Source organism: Streptomyces subrutilus, from assembly GCF_008704535.1.
GTDB lineage: Bacteria > Actinomycetota > Actinomycetes > Streptomycetales > Streptomycetaceae > Streptomyces > Streptomyces subrutilus.
In genome coordinates, this window is the sequence record NZ_CP023701.1 from 3,364,564 (window position 1) to 3,388,388 (window position 23,825).

The 23,825-nt window shown below is 72.9% G+C and carries 23 protein-coding genes and 1 pseudogene; 12 read left to right on the forward strand and 12 right to left on the reverse strand.

The window, feature by feature from the left end:
- Positions 1-5: 5 nt before the first annotated feature.
- From CP968_RS14625 to hemL, 4 genes are all read right to left on the reverse strand, one after another.
- Positions 6-638 carry a TlpA family protein disulfide reductase gene (locus CP968_RS14625; RefSeq protein ID WP_150518430.1) on the reverse strand — a complete coding sequence of 211 codons (633 nt, stop codon included), beginning with the start codon at positions 636-638 and terminating at the stop codon, positions 6-8.
- Between the two features lie 66 nt (positions 639-704).
- Positions 705-1,937 carry a polysaccharide deacetylase family protein gene (locus tag CP968_RS14630; protein ID WP_150521920.1) on the reverse strand — a complete coding sequence of 411 codons (1,233 nt, stop codon included), beginning with the start codon at positions 1,935-1,937 and terminating at the stop codon, positions 705-707.
- A 140-nt stretch (positions 1,938-2,077) separates the two neighbouring features.
- Positions 2,078-2,773 carry a histidine phosphatase family protein gene (locus tag CP968_RS14635; RefSeq protein WP_150518431.1) on the reverse strand — a complete coding sequence of 232 codons (696 nt, stop codon included), beginning with the start codon at positions 2,771-2,773 and terminating at the stop codon, positions 2,078-2,080.
- Positions 2,770-4,092 (reverse strand): glutamate-1-semialdehyde 2,1-aminomutase, encoded by a 1,323-nt coding sequence (gene hemL / locus CP968_RS14640; protein ID WP_150518432.1) that lies wholly within the window; start codon positions 4,090-4,092, stop codon positions 2,770-2,772. Before hemL ends, CP968_RS14635 begins: the two co-directional genes overlap by 4 nt.
- A 304-nt stretch (positions 4,093-4,396) precedes the next feature.
- Here hemL and CP968_RS14645 point away from each other — a divergent pair, with 304 nt between their 5' ends.
- On the forward strand, positions 4,397-4,834 hold the full coding sequence (locus tag CP968_RS14645; protein WP_053675327.1) for a hypothetical protein: 438 nt from the start codon (positions 4,397-4,399) through the stop codon (positions 4,832-4,834).
- Between the two features lie 217 nt (positions 4,835-5,051).
- Here CP968_RS14645 and CP968_RS14650 read toward each other — a convergent pair whose 3' ends face one another.
- Positions 5,052-5,723: a DUF4097 family beta strand repeat-containing protein gene (locus CP968_RS14650; protein ID WP_150518433.1), complete on the reverse strand. Its 672-nt coding sequence runs from the start codon at positions 5,721-5,723 to the stop codon at positions 5,052-5,054.
- A 233-nt stretch (positions 5,724-5,956) separates the two neighbouring features.
- Between CP968_RS14650 and CP968_RS14655 the strand changes: the two genes are divergently transcribed.
- The 4 genes from CP968_RS14655 to CP968_RS14670 all read left to right on the forward strand — a co-directional run bounded on the left by CP968_RS14655 (position 5,957) and on the right by CP968_RS14670 (position 9,808).
- Positions 5,957-6,694 (forward strand): GbsR/MarR family transcriptional regulator, encoded by a 738-nt coding sequence (locus CP968_RS14655; protein WP_150518434.1) that lies wholly within the window; start codon positions 5,957-5,959, stop codon positions 6,692-6,694.
- Between the two features lie 10 nt (positions 6,695-6,704).
- Positions 6,705-7,229 (forward strand): GNAT family N-acetyltransferase, encoded by a 525-nt coding sequence (locus CP968_RS14660; protein WP_150518435.1) that lies wholly within the window; start codon positions 6,705-6,707, stop codon positions 7,227-7,229.
- Between the two features lie 150 nt (positions 7,230-7,379).
- A complete protein-coding gene (locus CP968_RS14665) occupies positions 7,380-8,108 on the forward strand; it encodes a Mut7-C RNAse domain-containing protein (RefSeq protein WP_150518436.1) in 729 nt (242 codons plus the stop codon).
- Positions 8,109-8,149: 41 nt separating this feature from the next.
- Positions 8,150-9,808 (forward strand): FAD-dependent monooxygenase, encoded by a 1,659-nt coding sequence (locus CP968_RS14670; RefSeq protein ID WP_150518437.1) that lies wholly within the window; start codon positions 8,150-8,152, stop codon positions 9,806-9,808.
- On the opposite strand, the gene CP968_RS14675 is transcribed toward CP968_RS14670, so the two are convergent.
- Positions 9,796-10,287, reverse strand: a complete 492-nt coding sequence (locus CP968_RS14675; RefSeq protein WP_229886022.1) for a hypothetical protein — start codon at positions 10,285-10,287, stop codon at positions 9,796-9,798. The genes CP968_RS14670 and CP968_RS14675 overlap by 13 nt on opposite strands.
- Positions 10,288-10,399: 112 nt before the next feature.
- Between CP968_RS14675 and CP968_RS14680 the strand changes: the two genes are divergently transcribed.
- Together CP968_RS14680 and CP968_RS14685 are read left to right on the forward strand one after the other, a co-directional pair.
- On the forward strand, positions 10,400-10,735 hold the full coding sequence (locus tag CP968_RS14680) for a YnfA family protein (protein ID WP_150518438.1): 336 nt from the start codon (positions 10,400-10,402) through the stop codon (positions 10,733-10,735).
- 70 nt (positions 10,736-10,805) lie between these two features.
- Positions 10,806-11,570 (forward strand): SDR family NAD(P)-dependent oxidoreductase, encoded by a 765-nt coding sequence (locus CP968_RS14685; RefSeq protein ID WP_150518439.1) that lies wholly within the window; start codon positions 10,806-10,808, stop codon positions 11,568-11,570.
- A gap of 78 nt (positions 11,571-11,648) precedes the next feature.
- Here the strand turns inward: CP968_RS14685 and CP968_RS14690 are convergent, their stop codons facing one another.
- Positions 11,649-12,416, reverse strand: a complete 768-nt coding sequence (locus CP968_RS14690) for a polysaccharide deacetylase family protein (protein ID WP_150518440.1) — start codon at positions 12,414-12,416, stop codon at positions 11,649-11,651.
- 164 nt (positions 12,417-12,580) lie between these two features.
- Positions 12,581-13,774 (reverse strand): RtcB family protein, encoded by a 1,194-nt coding sequence (locus CP968_RS14695; RefSeq protein WP_150518441.1) that lies wholly within the window; start codon positions 13,772-13,774, stop codon positions 12,581-12,583.
- 192 nt (positions 13,775-13,966) lie between these two features.
- Here CP968_RS14695 and CP968_RS14700 point away from each other — a divergent pair, with 192 nt between their 5' ends.
- The 3 genes from CP968_RS14700 to CP968_RS14710 all read left to right on the forward strand — a co-directional run bounded on the left by CP968_RS14700 (position 13,967) and on the right by CP968_RS14710 (position 17,298).
- Entirely contained in the window at positions 13,967-14,815 is an 849-nt protein-coding gene (locus CP968_RS14700) for a DUF3558 domain-containing protein (RefSeq protein ID WP_150518442.1), read from the forward strand.
- A 114-nt stretch (positions 14,816-14,929) separates the two neighbouring features.
- Positions 14,930-15,700: a DUF3558 family protein gene (locus tag CP968_RS14705; protein WP_150518443.1), complete on the forward strand. Its 771-nt coding sequence runs from the start codon at positions 14,930-14,932 to the stop codon at positions 15,698-15,700.
- Positions 15,701-15,861: 161 nt separating this feature from the next.
- Positions 15,862-17,298 carry a DUF2637 domain-containing protein gene (locus CP968_RS14710; RefSeq protein WP_373304007.1) on the forward strand — a complete coding sequence of 479 codons (1,437 nt, stop codon included), beginning with the start codon at positions 15,862-15,864 and terminating at the stop codon, positions 17,296-17,298.
- Positions 17,299-17,396: 98 nt separating this feature from the next.
- Here CP968_RS14710 and lysS read toward each other — a convergent pair whose 3' ends face one another.
- Positions 17,397-19,124, reverse strand: a complete 1,728-nt coding sequence (gene lysS, locus CP968_RS14715) for a lysine--tRNA ligase (protein WP_189828841.1) — start codon at positions 19,122-19,124, stop codon at positions 17,397-17,399.
- A 181-nt stretch (positions 19,125-19,305) separates the two neighbouring features.
- Here lysS and argS point away from each other — a divergent pair, with 181 nt between their 5' ends.
- Positions 19,306-21,066, forward strand: coding sequence for an arginine--tRNA ligase (gene argS, locus CP968_RS14720; RefSeq protein ID WP_150518445.1), 1,761 nt, complete (start codon positions 19,306-19,308; stop codon positions 21,064-21,066).
- Between the two features lie 149 nt (positions 21,067-21,215).
- Positions 21,216-22,013, forward strand: a complete 798-nt coding sequence (locus tag CP968_RS14725; RefSeq protein ID WP_150521923.1) for a VOC family protein — start codon at positions 21,216-21,218, stop codon at positions 22,011-22,013.
- A gap of 85 nt (positions 22,014-22,098) precedes the next feature.
- Here CP968_RS14725 and CP968_RS14730 read toward each other — a convergent pair whose 3' ends face one another.
- The 3 genes and pseudogenes from CP968_RS14730 to CP968_RS34400 all read right to left on the reverse strand — a co-directional run.
- Complete coding sequence (locus CP968_RS14730) at positions 22,099-22,371, reverse strand: DUF1876 domain-containing protein (RefSeq protein WP_150518446.1); 273 nt, start codon at positions 22,369-22,371, stop codon at positions 22,099-22,101.
- Positions 22,372-22,452: 81 nt separating this feature from the next.
- Positions 22,453-23,454, reverse strand: coding sequence for a porphobilinogen synthase (hemB, locus tag CP968_RS14735; RefSeq protein ID WP_150518447.1), 1,002 nt, complete (start codon positions 23,452-23,454; stop codon positions 22,453-22,455).
- Positions 23,455-23,569: 115 nt separating this feature from the next.
- Positions 23,570-23,794 (reverse strand): annotated as a pseudogene (locus CP968_RS34400) (ATP-binding protein); the annotation flags it as partial.
- Positions 23,795-23,825 lie beyond the last annotated feature (31 nt).

Genomic DNA, 23,825 nt, shown 5'->3' on the forward strand with positions numbered 1-23,825 from the left:
CCGGGTCACTGCTCCGCGAGCAGCGGGTCGATCATGGAGCGCAGCTGCACGTCGTTGATCGCGACCAGGGTGCGGGCGGCGATCCTGCCCTCCTTGTCGAGGACGATCGTGGAGGGGATGGCCTGCGGGTTGAGCGTGCCCTTGGGGAAGCGGAGCATCAGCTTGCCGTCCGGGTCGTAGAGGCTCGGGTAGGTGATCCCGTAGCTCTCCTCGAAGGCGCCGGCGTTCTGCCTGCTGTTGTCGCGGGTGTTGATCCCGACGAAGGCGACGTCCTTGCCTGCGTCGGCGAGCTCCTTGGAGACCTGCGCGAAGTACGGGGCCTCGCCGCGGCACGGCGGACACCAGGAGCCCCACACGTTGAGGACGACGACCTTGCCCTTGAGGGTGGTGGTGTCGAGGGTCTGGCCGTCGACGGTCTCGCCGTCGAGCTTGGGGGCCTCGCGGCGCTCGCCGCGCTCGACGGTGGAGATGCCGCCCTTGCCCGTGACGTAGTTGCCCCCGGAGTTGCCGGAGGAGCCACCGCCGTCCGACGAGGAGCAGGACGCCAGGGCCAGGACGCCGGCGGCGGTCACCGCGGTCAGCAGGGTGGCGCGGCCGCTGGTCGAGCGGCGGCGACGGGGGGCGCGGCTAAGGCTCATGTGAAAAGTTTCGCATGAGCGATCCGCCGATCTTCCGCACCCCCCGGCGGGCCGTCAATGCGCTGGTCAGACCGTTCCGAGGTGGGCGGCCCAGCCACCGATGGGCGCCTGGCCCGGCCCCAGGGTGCGCAGCTTGGCGAGCACGGCGGGGTCCTGCACGTCGAGCCAGTCGATGAACTGGCGGAAGGATACGAGCCGTACGTCCTTTTTGTCCGCCATGCCCTTGAGCGCCTCCTCGACGGCGTCCATGTAGATGCCGCCGTTCCAGTCCTCGAAGTGGTTGCCGATGAAGAGCGGGGCCCGGTTGGTCTCGTAGGCCCGCCGGAAGCCGCCGAGGTAGGTGGCGGTGGCCTGGGAGCGCCAGCCCGGGTAGTTGGACGGGACGCCGCGGGTGCTGTTCTTCGACTGGTTGGCGAGGATGTTGTAGTCCATCGACAGCACCTCGAAGGAGTGCCCGGGAAACGGCAGGGACTGCAGCGGCAGGTCCCAGATCCCGTCCCTCTTCACCGGCCAGGCCTGGAGGCCGCCGGCCGAGCTGGCGTCGTAGCGCCAGCCGAGCGCACGGGCGGTGGGCAGCAGGGCCTCCTGGCCGAGCAGACAGGGGGTGCGGGCCCCGATGAGCTCCTTGCCGTAGTCGAAGGGCAGCGGTTCGAGGTCGGTGAAGCCGGTGTTCGTGCGCCAGTTCGTGACGAACGACACGGCCTGCTCGATCTCGCTGCGCCAGTCCTCCGGCGTCCACTTGCCGACGGAGCCGGAGCCGCCGCAGAAGTGCCCGTTGAAGTGGGTCCCCACCTCGTGGCCGTCGAGCCACGCCTGACGGACGTACGTGAGGGTGTTGCGGACGTTCTCGTCCTTGAGGTAGCCGATGTCCGAGGCCCCGACGGGGTTGTTCGGCGGCCGGTAGAGGCTCCGCTTCGCCTCGGGCAGCAGGTAGAGCCCGGAGAGGAAGAAGGTCATGGCCGCGCCGTGGTCCTTGGCTAGCTTGAGGAAGCGCGGGAAGAGGCCGTTGCCGACCTCTCCCGCGCCGTCCCAGCTGAAGACGACGAACTGCGGCGGGGTCTCGCCCGGCTGGAGGGGCACGGGCCGGTCCGGCTGGTGGGGCTGCGGGCCGGTGTCGGCCGTGGAGCCGTCACCGATGGGCCTGGCCTGCGGGGGGCTGCCGGCGCCGGGCTTCGTGGCGTTGCCGGGACCGTGGCTGCCCGGATCCGGGCCGCCGGAGCCGCCGCAGCCGGCGACACCGGCCGCCGCAGCGGCACCAAGTCCGAGTCCGAGCACTCCCCTTCGACTGAAGTCGCGCATCTCACCGTCCTCGTCGTCACTCGCGAAGCGCATGTCCTTGGCCATATAAACGGACAATTCGATGACGCATGCGGTACTCGAACGGTGATTCCCGTGCGACTTGTATTTATTTAGGTAAAGCTGTCACGCTATGTAACCGGTCAGGCGCCGAAGGCCTTCGACTTGCCCTTCACCGGCTTCGCCCCCGCCAGCAGGTGCGCCGGCACCAGGTCCCGGGCCGGCTCGCTGTAGCCCACCGACACCAGCGCGTCGCCGCGGTACGTGAAGGACGTCATCGAGGCCAGCGTGCACTGGCGGCGCCGCGGGTCGTGCCACAGCCGCCGCTTCTCCGCGAAGCTGCGCACGATCCAGATCGGCAGCTGGTGGCTGACCGCCACCGCCTCGTGGCCCCGGGCCGCGTCCCGCGCCGTCTCCAGCGCGCTCGTCATCCGCACCACCTGCTCGACGTACGGCTCGCCCCAGGACGGCTTGAACGGGTTGGTCAGGTGCTTCCAGTTGCCGGGCTTGCGCAGCGCGCCGTCGCCGACCCCGAAGGTCTTGCCCTCGAAGACGTTCTCCGCCTCCAGCAGCCGCGCGTCCGTCGCCAGGTCCAGCCCGTGCGCCTTCGCGATCGGCTCCGCCGTCTCCTGCGCCCGCTCCAGCGGCGAGGACACCACGTAGGTGATGTCCCGGTCCCGGAGGTGCTCGGCGACCCGGTCGGCCATCTGCCGTCCCAGATCGGAGAGGTGGTAGCCGTCGCGGCGCCCGTACAGGACCCCGTCCGGGTTGTGCACCTCGCCGTGGCGCACCAGGTGCACCACGGTCAGCTCGGGCGTGGTGGTCTCGCTGCCGCTCATGCGGTGGCCTCCGCGGCGGCCCGGGCGGCGGCGGGCAGGGCCGCCGCGATCCGCTCGATCGCCTTCTCGTCGTGTGCGGTGGAAACGAACCAGGACTCGAACGCGGACGGCGGCAGGTAGACCCCCTGCGCCAGCATCGAGTGGAAGAAGCCGTTGAAGCGGAAGGCCTCCTGCTTCTTCGCGTCGTCGTAGTCGCGGACCTCGTCCTCGGTGAAGAAGACGGAGAACATGTTGGAGGCGGTCTGCAGCCGGTGCGCCACGCCCTCCTTGGCGAGCGCGGCCGTCACCAGCCCCTGGATCTCCTTCGACACCGCGTCGACCACGCCGTACGCGGCGTCGTCCAGCAGCCGCAGCTGCGCGAGGCCGGCGGCGGTGGCGATCGGGTTCCCGGACAGCGTGCCGGCCTGGTAGACCGGCCCGGCCGGCGCCAGGTGGCCCATGACGTCGGCGCAGCCGCCGAAGGCCGCGGCCGGGAAGCCGCCGCCCATGACCTTGCCGAAGGTCATCAGGTCGGGCCGGACCCCGTCCACGCCGTACCAGCCCGCGCGCGAGGTGCGGAAACCGGTCATCACCTCGTCGGAGATGTACAGCGCGCCGTTGTCCCGGCACAGGTCGGCGAGGCCCTGGTTGAAGCCCTCGGCCGGGGTCACCACGCCCATGTTGCCGGGCGCCGCCTCCGTGATCACGCAGGCGATCTCGCCGGGGTGCGCGGCGAACGCCGCCCGTACCGCGCCGAGGTCGTTGTAGGGGAGCACGATCGTGTCGCCGGCCTGCGCACCCGTCACGCCCGGGGTGTCGGGCAGCGCGAAGGTCGCCAGTCCGGAGCCGGCGGCGGCCAGCAGCGCGTCCACGTGGCCGTGGTAGCAGCCGGCGAACTTCACCACCTTCGCGCGGCCGGTGAAGCCGCGGGCCAGCCGGATCGCCGACATGGTCGCCTCGGTGCCGGAGGACACCAGCCGGACCTGCTCGACGGGCTCGATCCGCGCGACGATCTCCTCGGCGAGCGCGACCTCGCCCTCGCCGGGCGTGCCGAAGGACGTGCCGCGGGCGACGGCGGCCTGGACGGCCTCGATCACCTCGGGGTGGGAGTGTCCGAGGATCATCGGCCCCCACGAGCAGACGAGGTCGACGTATTCACGCCCGTCGGCGTCCGTCAGGTACGGACCGGTGCCGGACACCATGAACCGGGGCGTTCCGCCCACGGCCCGGAAGGCGCGCACCGGAGAGTTCACGCCGCCGGGGGTCACGAGGGACGCGCGCTCGAAGAGCGTCTGCGAAACTGGGGCTTCATACGGGTACGGGTAGCTCACACGAGCCATGGTCTCAGAGGCCGCGACTGACTTGCGGACGGGCGTTTCACCGCGCCGTCGCGGGGGAGGTCACTGCCATGATGATCAGGCTGCGTGGCGGGGGCCGCGGGGCCGGGGCAGGCAATACCAGTCGGGTGGAGATATGCAACGCGGTGGTGGACCGGGCGAGGGTGCCGACGGCCTGGACCCGCAGCGCGCCCGCGAGGCCCGCGAATCCCGCCGCCGGGGCAAGCACCGCAGGCGCTCGACGGAGGCGGCCGACGCCGTCCCGGTCCCCTTCGACGCGTCGGACGAGCGCCCCCGGGGACGCGGCATGGGAGTGACGTACAAGTACTTCGGCGCCCCGGACGGCGCGACGGCGGCCCGGGTCCCGGTCACGATGCGCCCGGAGGAGCTCGGCGGCGACGAGCTGGGCATGGGCGGCCTGTTCACCAAGATCAAGCCGGAGACGGTGGCCGCGATGGTCCTGACCGGCATCGAGGGCATACCCCTCCACAAGGTGCCCCCGCTGGAACTGGTCGTCCTGCACCCCGACTACGCGGTGGTCAAGCTCCCCATGACCGTCGTCGACCCGCTGCGCGGGGTCGGCGAGGAATCCGTGGGCGCGGCCGCCTTCATCTGGTCCACCGTCCCGGACCGCGGCGGCCCCCGCGACGCGTTCAACGTCTACCAGCTGCTCCACGAGTGGCAGGACTTCTCCCACCGCCTCCACGAGGCCGGCCACCAGCCGTACTGCCTGGTCTGGCCCTGACCGGACCGGCCCGCGCGGTCACGACGGTCACCTCAGTCACTTCTGCCGCTTCGGTCGCTTCGATCCCTCCCGCCGCTTCGGTCACGACGGCCACTTCCGCCGCTTCTGCCGCTTCTGCTTCGGTCACGACGCCTACGCCGGGTCCCGGTCGAACTCTCCGGAGGACGTGCGCAGTCGGGTCGCCGCAACGGACGGGCTGGTCACGGGTGACTGCCCCTCAGAGGCTGCGGGCGGTGATGTCGCCGTGGCCGGTGGTGGCGTGGAAGGTGAGGTCGGGGGTGCCGTCGGTGTTCTTGAGGGCGTTGTGGATGCGGCCGTGGGTGGTGCCGGCGTCGAGGGAGGCGCTGGCGCCGCGGGTGGCGCCGAGGGTGATGTCGCCGGCTTCGGTGCGCAGGGTGACGGCGCCGTGGACGGCTTCGGTGATGTGGAGGTCGCCCTTGCGGGTGGTGATGCGGGCGGGGCCGCCGAGGCGGCCGACGGTGATGTCGCCGGCTTGGAGGGTGAGGGTGGCCCGGGCGGTCTCGTCGAGCTTGACGGTGCCCTGGGCGGCGTCGTAGGTGACGTCGCCGAGGCGTCCGACGCCGCGGAGTTCGGCGCTGGCGGCCCTGGCTTCTATGCGGGAGCCGGCGGGGAGGCGGACGGTGACGTCGAGGGAGCCGCCGCCGGGGCCCAGGAGGCGGTTCTTCGCGGTGGGGGTCTCGATGCGCAGGACGCCGTCGGTGTAGCTGACGGTGGTCTGTTCGGCGGTCTTGACGTCGCGGCTCCGGGCGGGGTCGGCGGGCAGGACCTCGACGGTGGTGTCGGTGCGGTCGGCGGCGATGAACCGCACGCGTCCGGCGGGGATGTCGAGGTGGGCGGAGATCGGGGCGGTGGTTTCGAAGGTCTGCACGGTGCTGCTCCCGGCTGCTGGTCACTGCTGCTTTCTGACAGTGGAAACGCTACGTTGCATTCAAAGATCCTTCAATACTGTCGTTGCGCAGAATCACCATCAATGCTGGCCAGACCCGACTAATCGTTGCGGTTGGCCAGAAAGTAACGCAACATCAGTCGTTCATACGTTGCAATGAACTGCAGGTGAACGCTATAGTGGAGGCATCGGTGTGGGCACGGAGGGAGATCGCGATGCCGGGAGGCAGGCTCAGCCAGCAGGAACGTCAGCAGATCGCGCTGGGACTGGCCGACGGCCTCGCCTACGCGGAGATCGGCAGACGGCTCGACCGACCCACCTCGACGGTCACCCGCGAGGTGATGCGCAACGGCGGCCCGACCGCCTACCGGGCCGACCTCGCCCACCGCGCCACCGAACGCCGCGCCCACCGGCGCCGGCGGTCCGCACCCGCCGGTCCGGCGGCGGCCCCGCAGGCCCACGGCCGCGACCCGGAGGCGGTGCGGGCGTACGAGGAGACGTTCACCACCGCGATGATGGCCTCGGGCTCGCCCAAGATGATGGCCCGCGTGCTGGCCTGCCTCATCACCAGCGACGCGGGCTGTCTGACCGCGTCCGAACTCGTGCAGCGCCTCCAGGTCAGCCCGGCGTCCGTCTCGAAGGCCGTCGCCTTCCTCGAAAGCCAGGGCCTGATCCGCCGGGAACGCGACGAACGCCGCCGCGAGCGCTACGTCGTCGACGACGACGTCTGGTACCAGTCGATGATGGCCAGCGCCCGGTCCACCGCCCAGATCGTCGAGACCGCGCGCCAGGGCGTCGCCGTCCTCGGCTCCGGCACGCCCGCCGCCGCGCGCCTGGAGAACATCGCCCGCTTCCTCGACTTCGTCTCCGAGAGCATCGCCCGCGCCGCCGACCAGGCCCGCGAGATCCTCCACTCGAAGCCCGCGGCGCCCTCGGAGCCCGGGCCGTCGTAGTCTCTGCGGCATGGTGCGAGCGGACGCGGCGGGACCGGTACGGATCAGCCCGTGGGCGCCGGAGGACTTCTGGCTGCTGCGGCGCGAGAACACGCCGGAGATGACGCGGTTCCTGGGCGGGCCCGAGAGCGAGGAGAAGCTCGTCGGCCGCCAGCAGCGGTACGAGGCGCTCAGCGCCCGCGAGCCGTCGGCCGGGCGGATGTTCCGGGTGGACCTGCGGGAGAGCGGCGAGGGCGTCGGCTCGGTCGGCTTCTGGGAACGGGACTGGCAGGGCGAGCCGGTGTACGAGGCCGGCTGGGGCGTGCTGCCCGAGTACCAGGGGCGCGGTCTGGCGGTGGCCGCCCTGACGGAACTGCTGTCCTACGCGCGGACCCACGGCGACCGCGCCACCGTCCACGCCTTCCCCGGCACGGACCACCCGGCGTCCAACGCGGTGTGCCGACGGGCGGGCTTCAGCTGCCTCGGGGAAGTCGACTTCATGTACCCGCCCGGTGTCCCCCACCCCAGCTTCGACTGGCACTACCGCCTGCGGTGACCCGCCGCCGCCCCCCCCTCGCGCCCCGGGGCGGCCGGGCGCCGGACGGGCGGCGGACGGCTGCAGACGGCTGCGGACGACGGCCCGCCGAACGGCTCGCCGCCGCGTAAATCGGCCGCGGGCGCCTCGCCCCGGTGGCATGCTGACAGCGTGAACGGACCCGGTATTCAGCTCACCCTCGCCCCCGAACTGCGCCTCTTCGTCCCGCCCGTGCGGCGCGTCGAACGCGTACCGACCACGACCGACGGCGCCTCCAGCCTCGGGCACGTCGTCGAGTCGGCCGGCGTCCCGCTCACCGAGGTCGGCCGCCTCCTCGTCGACGGCCGCGAGGTACCCGTCTCCTACGTGCCGCAGGACGGCCAGTGCGTCGAGGTGTTCGGCGTCGACCGCCCCCAGCAGGTCCCCGGGGCGCCCCTGCGCTTCCTCCTCGACGTCCACCTCGGCACCCTCGCCCGCCGCATGCGCCTGCTCGGCGTCGACACCGCCTACGAGAACGAGGACATCGGCGACCCCGCCCTCGCCACCCGCTCCGCCGCCGAGCAGCGCGTCCTGCTCTCCCGCGACCGCGGACTGCTGCGCCGCCGCGAGCTCTTCGCCGGCGCGTACGTCTACAGCGACAACCCCGACGAGCAACTGCGCGACGTGCTCGGCCGCTTCGCGCCCGTGCTCGCGCCCTGGACCCGCTGCACCGCCTGCAACGGCATCCTGCGCCAGGCCGACAAGGACAGCGTCGGCGACCGCCTCGAAGACGGCACCCACCGCTCCTACGACGTCTTCGCCCAGTGCACCGCCTGCGAGCGCGTCTACTGGCGCGGCGCCCACCACGCCCGGCTGGAACGCATCGTCGACGACGCGCTCGTCGAATTCGGCACCGCCTGAGTCCCCGCCCCGGCGGCGCCCGGCTGGCAGACTGCGGGAGCATGACCGATGCAGTGGAACCGCCCGGCGTGCGCGACGTCGTCGTGATCGGTGCCGGCCCCACCGGGCTGCTCCTCGCCGGGGATCTCGCCGCCGCCGGACTCGCCGTCACCCTCGTCGAGCGCCGCCCGCACACCGCGCCCCACCTCACCCGCGCCTTCGCCGTGCACGCGCGGACCCTCGAACTGCTCGACGCCCGCGGACTCGCGGACGAACTCGTCGCGACCGGCCGGCGGATCGACCGCGTACGCCCCTTCGACGGCATGGCCTTCTCCCTCCAACGGCTTCCCAGCCGCTATCCGTTCGTCCTCATCACTCCTCAATATGAGACAGAGAAACTGCTGGAGCGCCGCGCGCTGTCCACAGGTGTGGACATCCGGTACGACTGTGAGCTCATCGGACTGCGCCAGGACCGCGACGGCGTCACCCTCGACCTCCGCACCCCGGCCCCCGCCCCCACCCTCGACCTCCGCACCCCGGCCCCCGCCCCCACCCCCGCCCGGGCCACCACCCCCGCCTCCGCCTCCGTCACCACCCTGCACGCCCGCCACGTCGTCGGCGCCGACGGCGTCCGCTCCACCGTCCGCCGGGCCCTCGGCCTCCCCTTCCCCGGCCGGTCCGTCGTCCGCTCCATGGTCCTGGCCGACGTCCGGCTGACCGATCCGCCCACGGACGCGCTCACCGCCTCCGGGACCCCCGAGGCCTTCGCCTTCCTCGTCCCCTTCGGCGACGGCTGGTACCGCGCCATCGGCTGGCGCCGCGACGGCCGCGCCGCCGACACCGACCCCGTCGACCTCGACGAACTGCGCGCCATCGCCCGCACCGCCTTCGGCACCGACCACGGCATGCACGACGCCCGCTGGATCTCGCGCTTCCACAGCGACGAACGCCAGGTCCCCCACTACCGCCGCGGCCGCGTCTTCCTCGCCGGCGACGCCGCCCACGTCCACTCCCCCGCCGGCGGCCTCGGCATGAACACCGGCCTCCAGGACGCCGCCAACCTCTCCTGGAAGCTCGCCGCCGTCCTGAACGGACGCGCCCCCGACCCCGAAGCCCTCCTCGACAGCTACCAGCGCGAGCGCCACCCCGTCGGCCGGCTCGTCCTGCGCCTCAGCGGCGCCCTCGTCCGGGCCGTCACCGCCTCCGGAGCGGCCCGCCACACCGCCGGCCGCCTCGCCGCCGCCGTCCTGCCCCGCCTTGGTGCGGCCCAGGACCGCGCCCTCGGCCTGGTCTCCGGGCTCGCCATCGCCTACCCGCCGCCGCCCGGCGCCCGCCGCCCCGCCGGCCGCCGAGCCCCCGACCTGGCGCTCGCGGGCGGCCGCCGGCTCTACGGGGCCCTGCGCGCCGGCGGCTTCGTCCTCGTCACCCCGCCCGGCCCGCCCACCCCGCCCGGCGCCCCGCTCACGCACCTCCACTGGCCCGCCGACCGGCCCCGCACCGACTGCGTCCTCGTGCGCCCCGACGGATACGTGGCCTGGAGCGCCCCCCGCGCCACCGGCGCCGACCTCGCGGCCGCCGCGGCCGCCTGGCTGCTGCCGGCCCCCCGCCCGCACCGGCCCGACGCACCCCCGTCGGACGCGTCCCCGTCCGACCGACCCCCGTCCGACGGACCCCCGTCCGACGCGCCGCGGCCCGACGCGCCACCGGCTCAGAAGGCGTAGGCGTCCCCCGTGTCCAGCGCCAGCACCACGTGCTCGTTGTTCGCGCGGTTGCGGTCGGTCGCCCCGCCGTTCCACCAGGTGTCCACCCGCACCACCACCTCCGTCGCCCGCTCCCGCAGCCCGAGGTCCAGCCCGACGTGCCGGCCGCGCCCGTGCAGCGGCATCGGCCCCGTCTCGCACACCACCTCGCGCAGACCCGCCCGCGCGCAGCCCTCGGCCAGCGCCTGCCGGTCCGCGAGGTCCGCCGACAGCCGCACCCGCAGCGTCGCGTTCGGCACCTCCGACGGACCGTCGTTCTCCGGCACCAGCAGGATCCGCACGTGCCCCTGGGACAGCGCGACCCGGCCGTGGTACGCCACGTCGGCCTCCGGTCCCGCCCACCCCCGGGCGTGCGCGGGACCCCCCGCGCCGAGCACCAGCAGCCCGGCCACCACCACACTCCGTACGGCACCTCGGCGCACCGCCACCACCTCCTTCACGCGCGGAGGCTAACCAGGGCGCGCCCCGGCCGGTCGGACCATCACACGAACGAGGGCGCGCCCGCCCCCATCTGCCCGCGGTACCCCACCGCCCACCCCCTACCTTTGAGCCATGCTGATCGCCCGCTCCGCCGCCCTCTTCGCCCTCGCCGCCCTCCTGGAGATCGGCGGCGCGTGGCTCGTCTGGCAGGGCGTGCGCGAGCACAGGGGCTGGGCCTGGATCGGCGCCGGGGTCATCGCCCTCGGGCTCTACGGCTTCGTCGCCACCCTCCAGCCCGAGGGTGACTTCGCCCGCGTCCTCGCCGCCTACGGCGGGGTCTTCGTCGCCGGCTCGCTGGTCTGGGGGGCGGTCGCCGACGGCTACCGCCCCGACCGCTGGGACATCGCCGGGGCCCTCGTCTGCCTCGCCGGGATGGCCCTGATCATGTACGCCCCCCGGGGCCGCTGAGCCGCGCCTATGCTGGCGGGTAATCGCCCGTACGAACGACCGATCGACCCGATCGACCGAGGAGTCCGCCATGAGCACGGCCGCCACCCGAACCGCCGTCGTCACCGGTGCGAGCAGCGGCATCGGCGCGGCCACCGCCCGGCAGCTCGCCGCGGCCGGCCACCACGTCGTCCTCACCGCCCGCCGCAAGGACCGCATCGAGGCCCTCGCCGCCGAGATCAACGCGGCCGGGCACTCCGCCGCCGCCCACGCCCTCGACGTCACCGACCGGGCCGCCGTGGACGCCTTCGCGGCCTCGCTGGAGCGCTGCGACGTCCTGGTGAACAACGCGGGCGGCGCCCTGGGGGCCGAGCCCGTCGCCACCGGCGACCCCGCGGACTGGCGCACGATGTACGAGGTCAACGTCATCGGCACCCTCCACGTGACCCAGGCCCTGCTCCCGGCCCTGACCGCCTCGGGTGACGGTACGGTCGTCGTGCTGTCCTCCACGGCCGGGCACTCCACGTACGAGGGCGGCGCCGGCTACGTCGCCGCCAAGAACGGCGCCCGCGTCCTCGCCGAGACCCTCCGTCTGGAGATCGTCGGCCAGCCCGTCCGCGTCATCGAGATCGCCCCGGGCATGGTCAAGACCGAGGAGTTCGCCACCACCCGCTTCCGCGGTGACGCCGACAAGGCCGCCAAGGTCTACGCGGGCGTCGCGCACCCGCTCTCGGCCGACGACGTGGCCGACACCATCACCTGGGCGGTGACCCGCCCCAGCCACGTCAACATCGACCTGCTGGTGGTCCGCCCCCGCGCCCAGGCCTCGAACACCAAGGTCCACCGCGACCTCTGACCCGGCCCGGCCCGGTGCGCAGGTGCGCACGGGCGCGCCCGGCCGGCCGTCCCCGGGTGCGCAGCGGGGCCGGCGCCGTCAGGGCACCAGTCCGGCGGTCTTCAGGTGCGGCATCAGGGCCGCCGGCTTCAGCCCGGCGGCCTTCGCCGCGTCCAGGGCCCGCTGGAGGTCGGCCGCCAGCGTCGGCGTGAAGTGCAGCAGCACGATGTCCCCGGCGCGCAGCTGCGGGGTCGGCGGCGTCTGGCTCCAGGTCGTGAAGTCGTACGTCCAGGTGACCAGGGCCTTCACCCCGCAGGCCTTCGCCGCGAGCCGCACCTGGTCGTCGACCGTCCCGTACGGCGGCCGCAGCAGCTTCGGCTGCCGTCCGAAGGCCAGGGCCAGCTGCTCGCCGGCGCCGCACACCTCGGCGTCCTTGCCGGCCGCGTCGAGGGCGGTCAGGTCGGGGTGGTTCACCGTGTGGTTCTCGACGGTCACCCGGCCCTGCGCCGTGAGGCCGGTGAAGTACGCCGTGTCGTACGCGGTCGCGCCCGGCAGCAGGAACAGCGTGGCGGGGACCCGCTTCTCGTTCAGGATGCGGGCGGCCTGCGGGTCGTGCGTCCAGCCGTCGTCGATGGTGAGGAAGACGACCGGCTCGGTGGTCGGCACGTGGGACACGACGGGGGGCAGCCCCACCGCGGCGACCGCCGAGCGCTCGGCCCCGGCCGCCGGGGCCGCGGCGGACGGCGGCCCGGACGGCGGGCCGGAGGCGGCCCGCTCGGCGGCGGACCCCGCCTGGGCGGATCCGGCGGCCCCGAGGGCGAGCGACAACGACGCGAGCGCGGCCAGAAGCACGCGAGATCTCCACATGCCGCACACCTTGGTCTAGACCAACCCCCTCGTCAATCCCCCGCGCACCCCCGAATTCCCGGCGAACTACCGCACCCCGCACAGCAGTTGGGGGCCCCGTCACCGAAGCCCCCACCATCCCCCCGACCGCCGCCGCCCCCGCGGCCTCCCCCGCGGCCGCCGGCTCAGCCCTTGACGCAGACCACCTGCCGGAGCTTCGCGACGACCTCCACGAGGTCCCGCTGCTGCTCCATGACCTGCTCGATCGGCTTGTACGCCGCCGGGATCTCGTCCACGACGCCCGAGTCCTTGCGGCACTCCACACCGCGCGTCTGGTCCGCCAGGTCCCGCACCGAGAAGCGCTTCTTCGCCGCGCTGCGGCTCATCCGCCGCCCCGCCCCGTGCGAAGCCGAGTTGAACGCGGCCTCGTTGCCCAGGCCCTTCACGATGTACGTGCCCGTGGCCATCGAGCCCGGGATGATCCCGTACTCTCCGCCGCCCGCCCTGATCGCGCCCTTGCGGGTGACCAGGAGGTCCATGCCGTCGTACCGCTCCTGCGCCACGTAGTTGTGGTGGCAGCTGATCTCCCGCTCGAAGGTGACCTTCGCCTTCCGGAACTCCTTGCGGACGACCTCCTTGAGCAGGCTCGTCATCACGGAGCGGTTGAGCCTGGCGTACTCCTGCGCCCAGTAGAGGTCGTGCCGGTACGCCGCCATCTCCGGGGTCGCGTCGAGGAAGACCGCGAGGTCCCGGTCGACCAGGCCCTGGTTGTGCGAGAGCCCCCGCGCGATGCCGATGTGGTGCTCGGCGAGCTGGTTGCCGATGCCGCGCGAACCGGAGTGCAGGGTGAGCCAGACGGCGCCCTCGCCGTCCACGTTGACCTCCACGTGGTGGTTGCCCGCACCGAGCGTCCCCATCTGCCGCATCGCCCGGTCCCGCCGGTACTTCACCGCGTCCGCGACCTGGTCGAAGCGCTCCCACAGGTCGCCGAACCCCGCGTCCGCGAACCCGTACAGCCGGTCCGGGTCCACCGCCTCGCGGTGCGTGCCGGCCCCGACCGGGATGGCCTGCTCGATCTTCGAGCGCAGGCCCGACAGGTCGCCCGGCAGGTCGTGGGCCGTCAGCGAGGTCTTCACCGCCGACATCCCGCAGCCGATGTCCACGCCCACCGCCGCCGGACAGACCGCGTCCTTCATCGCGATGACGGACCCGACCGTGGCCCCCTTGCCGTAGTGGACGTCCGGCATGACGGCCAGGCCCTTGATCCACGGGAGGGTGGCGACGTTGCGCAGCTGCCGCATCGCGCCGTCCTCCACGGCCGACGGATCGGCCCACATCCGGATCGGAACCCGCTCCCCCGGCACTTCCACATACGACATAACGCCCCACATCCCCTAAAACCCGCGACAAAGTCTCGATACGCAAAAAGCCTCGCTCTTGACCCCGAATGCGACAGGGGACCGGCGCCGGCACCAGCGCGTGCGGTAGACATTGTGTCCATCCGCGTCCACAGCGCGGCAACGCATTTTCCTGACCGACGGGGCCACCGGGGCCGCCGGTCGAAGGGAGCCATGGGACACGTGCAGCGCACAGCCGTACGGCAACTCCTGCCGGGCATCGCCCTGCTGACCGCGCTCGCGGCCGGCGCGGCCGGCCTCGCCGGGTGCACCGGCGGGAGCGGCGCGGGGGCCGCCGGCGACGACAAGGGCGGCTCCAACGCCGCCCCGCCCGCGCAGCCGGGCAAGTACCGCAGCCTCCCCTCGCCCTGCAAGGCCGTCGACGTCAAGCGGCTCAGGGGGCTGCTGCCGGCCGCCGAGAACCTGCCGCCCGAGGAGCGCGACGCGCTGTACGCCGGCACCGCGGACGCCTCCTACGACGCCGACCGGCACGTCGGCTGCCGCTGGACCGCGCAGAGCTCCGACGAGACCCGGCTCCTGTCCGTCGGCTTCGAGCGCGTCGTCTCCTACGACCGCGCCCTGGCCAGCGACGACGACAAGGCGCGGCAGGTCTTCGTGCGCCAGCTCACCGACGCCCGCCTGCCCTTCCCCGGCCCGGTCACCACGGCCGCCCCGACGCCCACCCCCACGGCGCCCGCGTCCGGGACGACACCGGGCGCGCCGGCCGGTTCCGCTCCGCCGGCCGGGACGACCCCCTCCCCCGCCACCTCCCCGCCCGAGCTCGGCTCGCGCGTGCTGGAGGGACTCGGGAACGAGGCGTTCCTCGACGACAAACTGAGCGCGGCCGGCGCCACGGCGGCCCAGGCGCGCACCGTACGGATTGTGTTCCGTACCTCGAACGTCCTGGTCACCGTCGAGTACAGCGTGCAGCCCGCACTGCCCGGAATCGTGCCGCCCAGCCCCGAAACCCAGGACAGGGCACGGCAGTTGGCGCAGGATCTGGCCGAGCGCTTCAACCAGTGAGCAGCCCGCCCGCGGACGGGGCGTGACGGCGCGCACAGCAGGCGCACGCCGGGTCGGGCTACCGTTGCCCGGGTCCCGCGTCCGAAGAAGTCCGATCAACGTACTGAAGGAAACATGCACCGATCAGCCTCGCGCCTCACCCGCGTTCTCGCCTGCGCAGCCGTCCCGGTGATCCTCACCGTCGCCGGCTGCTCGTCCGATTCGGGCAAGGCCTCGGGCTCGGACGGCGGCAAGAAGTCCGATTCCTCCGCGTCCGCCAAGCCGAACGCCAAGCCCTCGCCGACCCTGGAGAAGGCGGCCTACGCCGCCCTCCCGGACCCGTGCAAGGTGATCCAGGCGCAGACCGTCGACACGCTGACGCCGGAGGCCAAGGACAAGAACGGCACCGCGACCAAGTCGAACGACCTCAACAGCCGGGCCAGCTGCTCCTGGAACGGCCTGGACGAGGACGGCCTCAAGGGCTCCCAGTACCGCTGGCTGTCGATCTCCCTCTTCCGCTACGACTCGCACGCCTCGCTCGGCGGCGCGAACAAGCGGGCCGAGGACCAGTACAACAAGCAGGTCGAGACCGCCAAGGCGACCGAGGGCGCGCAGAACGTCAAGGCGGAGCCGGCCGGCGGCATCGGCGACCAGGCCACCTCGGTCGTGTTCACGTCGAAGAAGGACGTGGACTTCTTCAACACCACCATCGTCGCGCGCACCCAGAACGTGGTGATCACGCTCGACTACAACGGCGCCGCCTACGAGGGCGCGGGCGCACCGGATCAGGCCAAGCTGCTCCAGGACGCCATCGCGGCGGCCAAGGAGACCGTGGCCTCGGTCGACGCGTCCAACCAGCAGAAGCCCGCCGAGCAGCCCGCGCAGCCGCCCGCCCAGCAGTCCTGACCGGCCGGAGCCGCGGCAGGTGCGGGGCCTGTCGGAGCACTGACTTCCAGTCACCCGTACGCTGTGCCTGCCGCGGCTTGGTAAAGGCTCGGTAAGCGCGCAGCAGTCTGCGCAGTGCTCTGCATGTGCCCGACCAGGGGAGGGGATCGCGGGTGGCCGCGATGGAGCTGACTCGTACGCACCGGATACTCATCGGCGTCGTGGTCGCCGGAGCGGTGGTCATCGCGGGGATCGGGTTCGCCGGCTCCTACGCCGCGGTGCGCACGCTCGCCCTCCAGAAGGGCTTCGGGAGCTTCTCGCTGGTGTTCCCGATCGGCATCGACGCCGGCATCTGCGTGCTGCTCGCGCTGGACCTGCTGCTGACGTGGATGCGGATACCGTTCCCGCTGCTGCGCCAGACGGCCTGGCTGCTGACGGCGGCGACGATCGCCTTCAACGGCGCCGCGTCCTGGCCGGACCCGCTGGGCGTCGGCATGCACGCCGTGATCCCGATCCTGTTCGTGGTCACCGTGGAGGCGGCCCGGCACGCGGTGGGCCGGATCGCGGACATCACCGCGGACCGGCACATGGAGGGCGTGCGCATCACCCGGTGGCTGCTGTCGCCGATCCCCACGTTCAAGCTGTGGCGCCGGATGAAGCTGTGGGAGCTGCGCTCCTACGAGCAGGCCGTCGCCATGGAGCAGGACCGGTTGATCTACCAGGCCCGGCTCCAGGCGCGCTACGGCCGGGCCTGGCGCCGCAAGGCCCCGGTGGCGTCGCTGATGCCGCTGCGGCTGGCCCGGATCGGCGTACCGCTGTCGGACACCGCCCCGGAGGGCCTGGCCGCGGCGGGCATCGAGCCGGCCCTGCTCCCCCCGGCGCAGCTCGCGCAGCCGGCCGTCCCGCAGGCGCAGCCCTCCGGCGCCCCGGCCCTGGAGGCCGCAGGGGCCCGGGCCCATCCGCAGCCCCCGGCCCCTGCCCCGGATCACCCGCGCGCCCACGCCCACCCCGAGGAGCGGGCCGCCCGGGCCGAGGCCGACGGCCGGACCCGGCAGCACCCCGGTCTCCCGGCCCAGGCGGCCGCCCCCGGGCCCGCGCCCGCCCCGCACGCCTTCGCGGTGGACCCCACGGCCATGCCCGCGGCCCACAACAGCGCCTGGTTCGCGGCCCCGCTGGCCCCGCAGGCGGCGTACGAGGGCGGCTACAACCCGCAGTACGTCGAGGGCCTGGAGCCGACCCCGGTGATGCCCCCGGCCGGCCCGGAGGACCAGTGGCAGGAGCCGGAGCAGGAGCACGCCCCGGACCAGGACGGCGCCCTGGAGGCCCAGGAGCCCCACGCGGTGCACGAGGTCCACGCGGTCCACGAGGACCAGGAGCCCCATGCGGTCCAGGAGGGCCCGGAGACCTCCGACGAGGCCGAGTTCGCCGAGATCGCGTACAAGGTCTTCTGCGACCTGGTCGACGAGAAGCAGGACTGGCCCTCCGCCGAGGCCCTCGACATACACCTGTCCGACGGCTACGGCGTGACCCACCCGCGCAGCGGCTCGCTGCTCCGCCGCATGATCCCGGCGTTCAAGCAGCGCCACCACAAGGACCGCGCGGCCGAGCACATCGCCTAGCCGGGCACACCGCCCGCCCGGCCCGCTCCCGGTCATGCGGAAGGGCCCGCACCCCTCGGGGTGCGGGCCCTTCCGCATGACCGGTGCGCAGGCTCGGCTCAGACCGCGAGCAGCTTGCGCACCCGGTCCGCGCCCACCGCCAGCAGCAGCGTGGGCAGGCGCGGCCCGGTCTCCCGGGTGACGAGCAGCCGGTACAGCAGGGCGAAGAACGTCCGCTGCGCGACCTTCAGCTCCGGCGTCGGCTTGGCGTCGGGCTCCAGCCCGGCCATGACCTTCGGCACGCCGTAGACGAGGGTGGTGAGCCCGTCGAGCGACCAGTGCGTGTCGAGGCCCTCCAGCAGCAGCCGCAGCGACTCGCGCCCCTCGTCGTCCAGCGACGACAGCAGCTCGGCGTCGGGCTCCTCGCGCACGAGGGTCCGCTGGTCGGCCGGGACCTGGGTGGTGATCCAGTTCTCGGCGCGGTCCAGCCGCGGCCGCACCTCGTCGAGCGAGGCCAGCGGCTGCGAGGGGTCCAGGTCGGTCAGGATGCGCAGGGTCTGCTCGTCGTGCCCGCCGGTGATGTCGACCACCGACGCGAGCGTCCGGTACGCCAACGGCCGCGGGGTGCGCGGCAGTTCGGCCCCGGCCGTCCGCACGGCGCGGGTGTGCGCGGCGGCGTCGGCGGGCAGCACGGTGCCGTCGGCGACCTTGGCCTCCAGCTTGTCCCACTCGTCGTAGAGCCGCTGGATCTCCTGGTCGAACGCGATCTTGAAGGACTGGTTCGGGCGGCGGCGCGCGTACAGCCAGCGCAGCAGCTGCGGCTCCATGATCTTCAGCGCGTCGGCCGGGGTGGGGACCCCGCCCTTGCTGGAGGACATCTTCGCCATGCCGCTGATGCCGACGAACGCGTACATCGGCCCGATCGGCTGCTCGCCGCCGAAGATGTGCACGATCTGGCCGCCGACCTGGAAGGACGAGCCGGGCGAGGAGTGGTCCACGCCCGAGGGCTCGAAGACGACGCCCTCGAAGGCCCACCGCATCGGCCAGTCGACCTTCCAGACGAGCTTGCCGCGGTTGAACTCGCTGAGCTTGACCGTCTCGGTGAACCCGTCCTCGTCGCAGACGTAGGTCAGCTCCGTGGTGCCGTCGTCGTACGAGGTGACCTTGGTGAAGTCCTTGCCGCACTGCCCGCAGTACGGCTTGTACGGGAAGTAGCCGCCCTCGCCGGTGCTGCCGTCGTCCTCGGCGGCGGCGCCGGAGCCCTCGGCGGCCTCCAGCTCGGCCTCGTCGACCTGCTTCTGCTGGGGCTTCTTGCCGCCCGGCTTCTGCTTGGTCCGGTACTGGTCGAGGACGGCGTCGATGTCGCCGCGGTGCTTCATCGCGTGCAGCACCTGCTCGCGGTAGACACCGGCCGTGTACTGCTCGGTCTGGCTGATCGGGTCGTACTCGACGCCCAGCTCGGCCAGCGCCTCGACCATCGCGGCCTTGAAGTGCTCGGCCCAGCTGCCGTACGGCGACCCGGCCGGGGCGGGGACGGCCGTCAGCGGCTTGCCGATGTGCTCGGCCCACGACCCGTCGACGCCCGGGACGCCGGCCGGCACCTTGCGGTAGCGGTCGTAGTCGTCCCACGAGATCAGGTGGCGCACCTCGATGCCGCGGCGGCGGATCTCGTCGGCGACCAGGTGCGGGGTCATGACCTCGCGCAGGTTGCCCAGGTGGATGGGGCCGGAAGGGGAGAGTCCGGACGCGACGACGACAGGTTTGCCGGGTGCTCGGCGCTCCGCCTCGGCGATGACCTCGTCCGCGAAACGGGAGACCCAGTCGGTCTCGGTGCTGCTCTGAGCCACGACACGTCCTTCTATCTCGAATGCTGGCTTCAGCCATTCTCCCAGACGGAACAGGTCACTCCGGGGTTGCTTCCGTCCCGCGGATTCCCACGGGAAACCGATGGCCCCCGCGTGGGATACTCGGCACTTGTCGGAACAACCAAGTGCACCCACCGGCACGACCTCACAGGAACGGCAGCTCATGGCCTCGGTCCCTTCCCTCGCTTCCTCCGTCGATCAGCGCGTCGCGGACGCCCTCGCCTCCGCCCTGCCGGAGGCCGGTGCCGCCGACCCGCTGCTGCGACGAAGCGACCGGGCCGACTTCCAGGCCAACGGCATCCTGGCCCTCGCGAAGAAGGCCAAGGCCAACCCGCGCGAGCTGGCCGCGACCGTGGTCGACGCCATCGCCTCCGGTGACCTGATCCGCGAGATCGAGGTCTCCGGCCCCGGCTTCCTCAACATCACCGTCTCCGACCGCGCGATCATCGAGACCCTGGCCGCACGCGCCGCGGACGACCGCCTCGGCGTCCCGCTCGCAGAGCACCCGGGCACCACGGTGATCGACTACGCCCAGCCGAACGTGGCCAAGGAGATGCACGTCGGCCACCTGCGGTCCGCCGTGATCGGCGCCGCGATGGTCGAGATCCTGGAGTTCACCGGCGAGAAGGTGGTCCGCCGCCACCACATCGGCGACTGGGGCACCCAGTTCGGCATGCTCATCCAGTACCTCCTGGAGCACCCGCACGAGCTGGACCACAAGGCCGACGGCGAGGTCTCCGGCGAGGAGGCCATGTCCAACCTGAACCGCCTCTACAAGGCCTCGCGCGCCCTCTTCGACTCCGACGAGGAGTTCAAGACCCGCGCCCGGGCCCGCGTCGTCGACCTCCAGGCCGGCGAGCCGGAGACCCTCGCGCTGTGGCAGCGGTTCGTGGACGAGTCGAAGATCTACTTCTACTCCGTCTTCGACAAGCTGGACATGGACATCCAGGACCCGGACGTGGTCGGCGAGTCCGGCTACAACGACATGCTGGTGGAGACCTGCAAGCTGCTGGAGGACTCGGGCGTCGCCGTCCGCTCCAACGGCGCGCTGTGCGTCTTCTTCGACGACGTGAAGGGCCCGGACGGCAACCCGACGCCGCTGATCGTGCAGAAGTCGGACGGCGGCTTCGGCTACGCGGCCACCGACCTGTCGGCGATCCGCGACCGCGTCGGCAACCTGCACGCCACGACGCTCCTCTACGTCGTGGACGCGCGGCAGTCGCTCCACTTCAAGATGGTCTTCGAGACCGCCCGCCGCGCCGGCTGGCTGAACGACGGCGTCAAGGCCGTCCAGCTGGCCTTCGGCACGGTCCTCGGCAAGGACGGCAAGCCGTTCAAGACCCGCGAGGGCGAGACGGTACGGCTGGTGGACCTGCTGGACGAGGCGATCGACCGCGCCGCGGCCGTCGTGCGCGAGAAGGCCCAGGACCTGTCCGAGGCCGAGATCGGCGAGCGGGCGGTCCAGGTCGGCATCGGGGCCGTGAAGTACGCCGACCTGTCCACCTCCGCCGCGCGCGACTACAAGTTCGACCTCGACCAGATGGTGTCGCTGACCGGCGACACGTCCGTGTACCTCCAGTACGCGTACGCCCGCATCCAGTCGATCCTGCGCAAGGCCGGGGACGCGCGGCCCGCCGCCCACCCGGAGCTGGCGCTCGCCCCGGCCGAGCGCGCGCTGGGCCTGCACCTGGACCACTTCGGCGACCTGCTGGCCGAGGCGGCCGCGGACCACGCCCCGCACAAGCTGGCCGCGTACCTCTACCAGGTGGCCTCGCTCTACACGACCTTCTACTCGGAGTGCCCGGTCCTCAAGGCCGAGACCCCCGAGCAGGTCGCGAACCGCCTGTTCCTGTGCGACCTGACCGCCCGGACCCTCACCAAGGGCATGTCGCTCCTCGGCATCCGCACCCCCGAGAAGCTCTGACCCGGCGCGGCTCCCGCGTGCGTACGGCCCCGGCACGGTGTGCCGGGGCCGTACGCGTGTTCACCCGTACGGCCCGATTTCGGCCCCACGGCCCGGGTAGGGGAGGTGCCGTCCATCCCCCACCCGACGGGAGCACCCCCGTGCCCGACATGAACGGCCCCTACAAGCCCGGCACTCCGTGCTGGATCGACCTGATGGTCCCCGACCAGCAGGCGGCCCTCGACTTCTACCGCGACCTCTTCGGCTGGCAGGGCGAGATCGGCCCGCCCGAGCAGGGCGGCTACTCCGTCTGCACCCTCAAGGGCAAGCCGGTCGCCGGGATCATGAGAGCGATGAACCCGGACGGCTCCGTCCCGGACCCGATGCCGCCGACCGTGTGGACCACGTACCTGTCCACCGACGGCATCGACGCCACCCTCAAGTCCGTCACCGACGCGCGCGGCCGGACGCTGGCCGGTCCCATGGACGTGATGGACCTCGGCCGGATGGCGGTCGTCGCCGACCCGACCGGGGCCGTCTTCGGCCTGTGGGAGCCGCGCTCCTTCGACGGCGCGGGCATCGTCAACGAGCACGGCGCGCTGATCTGGAGCGAGCTGAGCACCGGAGACACCGGCGCCGCCGGCGCGTTCTACTCGTCCGTGCTGCCCGTCACCACGGCCCCGACCGAGATGCCGGGGGCCGAGGGGTACATCGAGATCAGGGTCGACGGCCGCGCGGTCGGCGGCATGATGGACCTGGAGGCGCTCCCGGACGGCACGCCCGCGAACTGGCTGCCGTACTTCGCCGTGGACGACGTCGACAGCGTCCAGGCGGCCGCCGTCCGCGCCGACGGCAACGTCCTCGCACCGGCCTGCGACTCCCCCGCGGGCCGCATGGCCGTCCTGACCGACCCGCAGGGCGCGCCCTTCGCGGTCATCACCCCGCGCTCCGCCGAGCAGCCCGCGTGAGCTGAGGCGTCCGGCCGCCGAGCGTCCGTACGGCCCCGGCAGCCGCTGCCGGGGCCGTACGACCGGACCCGCGCCGCTCAGCGGTTCAGCGGTTCAGCGGATGCGAGTGGTGCCCCGACGCCTGGTCGATCTCGGCGTGGGCCTTCTGCAGCATCTGCGACGCGATGTCCATGAGGGCCCGGGCTCCCGCGATCTCCTCGCCGACCCGCAGCTGTTCCGGGTCGGAGGGATGGCGCATGGCGTACCCGCGCGCCCGCACCTCCGAGCCGTCCCCGAGCCTGACCAGGGCCGCCGCGCTGGTGCGGTGGCCGTCCTCGGTGAACTCGACGTCCACGTGCCACCCGACGAGTGTGGACACGGTGCATCACCTCCAGGGGTCGCCCCCTTCCAGGGTGCTCCCGCACCGTGCCCCGCGCGACCGGCGGCCCGGCCGGCGGCGTCAGCGCGTCTCGCGCAGCCAGCCCGCGACCTCGGTCGCCCAGTACGTCAGGATCGTGTCCGCGCCCGCCCGCTTGATGCCGAGCAGCGTCTCCAGGATCGCCCGCTCCCGCTCGATCCAGCCCTTCTCCGCCGCCGCCTCGATCATCGCGAACTCGCCGCTGATCTGGTACGCCGACACCGGCACGTCCACCGCCTGCGACACCCGGTACAGGATGTCCAGGTAGGGCCCGGCCGGCTTGACCATCACCATGTCGGCGCCCTCCTCCAGGTCCAGCGCCAGCTCCCGCAGCGACTCCCGCGCGTTCGCCGGGTCCTGCTGGTACGTCTTGCGGTCGCCCCGGAGCGAGGACCCGACCGCCTCGCGGAAGGGACCGTAGAAGGCGGACGAGTACTTCGCCGTGTACGCGAGGATCGACACGTCCTCGTGCCCGGTCTCGTCGAGCGCGTCGCGGATCACGCCCACCTGGCCGTCCATCATCCCGCTCGGACCCACCATGTGGACGCCCGCGTCGGCCTGGACCTGCGCCATCTCCGCGTACCGCTCCAGCGTCGCGTCGTTGTCCACGCGCCCGTGCTCGTCCAGGACCCCGCAGTGCCCGTGGTCCGTGTACTCGTCCAGGCACAGGTCCGACATGATCACCAGGTCGTCGCCGACCTCGGCCCGCACGTCGCGGATCGCGAGCTGCAGGATGCCGTCCGGCTCGGTGCCCGCCGTCCCCCGCGCGTCCTTGTTCTCGTCCGCCGGAACCCCGAACAGCATGATCCCCGAGACCCCCGCCTCGACCGCCTCCGCGGCCGCCTTCCGCAGCGTGTCCCGCGTGTGCTGCACCACGCCCGGCATCGCCGAGATCGCGATCGGCTCGCTGATGCCCTCGCGCACGAACGCGGGCAGGATCAGGTCCGAGGGGTGCAGCCGGTTCTCCGCGACCATCCGCCGCATCGCGGGGGTGGTGCGCAGCCGGCGGGGCCGCGAACCGGGGAAGGTTCCGTACGCGCTCATCTTCAGTCGCCTCTTCGAGCATCGAAAGCAGTCCGCTCCAGCGTAGAGCCGCCCCCGCCGTGACCCGCAACGCACCTCCCCCGCGCTCCCCGGCGCGCCCCTCACACCTCGCCCCTCACACCTCGAACTCGCACCACACCGTCTTGCCCGGCACCCTCGGCAGCACCCCCCACCGGTCCGCGACCGCGTCCATCAGCACCAGCCCGCGCCCGCCCGGCGCCTGCGCGCCCCGGCGCCCGACCCGCGGCCGCCCGTCCCCGCTGTCGTGCACCTCGGCGCGCACCACGTCCCCGAAGCGCAGCAGCCACACCCGGTAGCCCCGGCCCGGCGGGACCCCGTGCGATCGTCGCGATGCGTGACTAGCGTGGGGG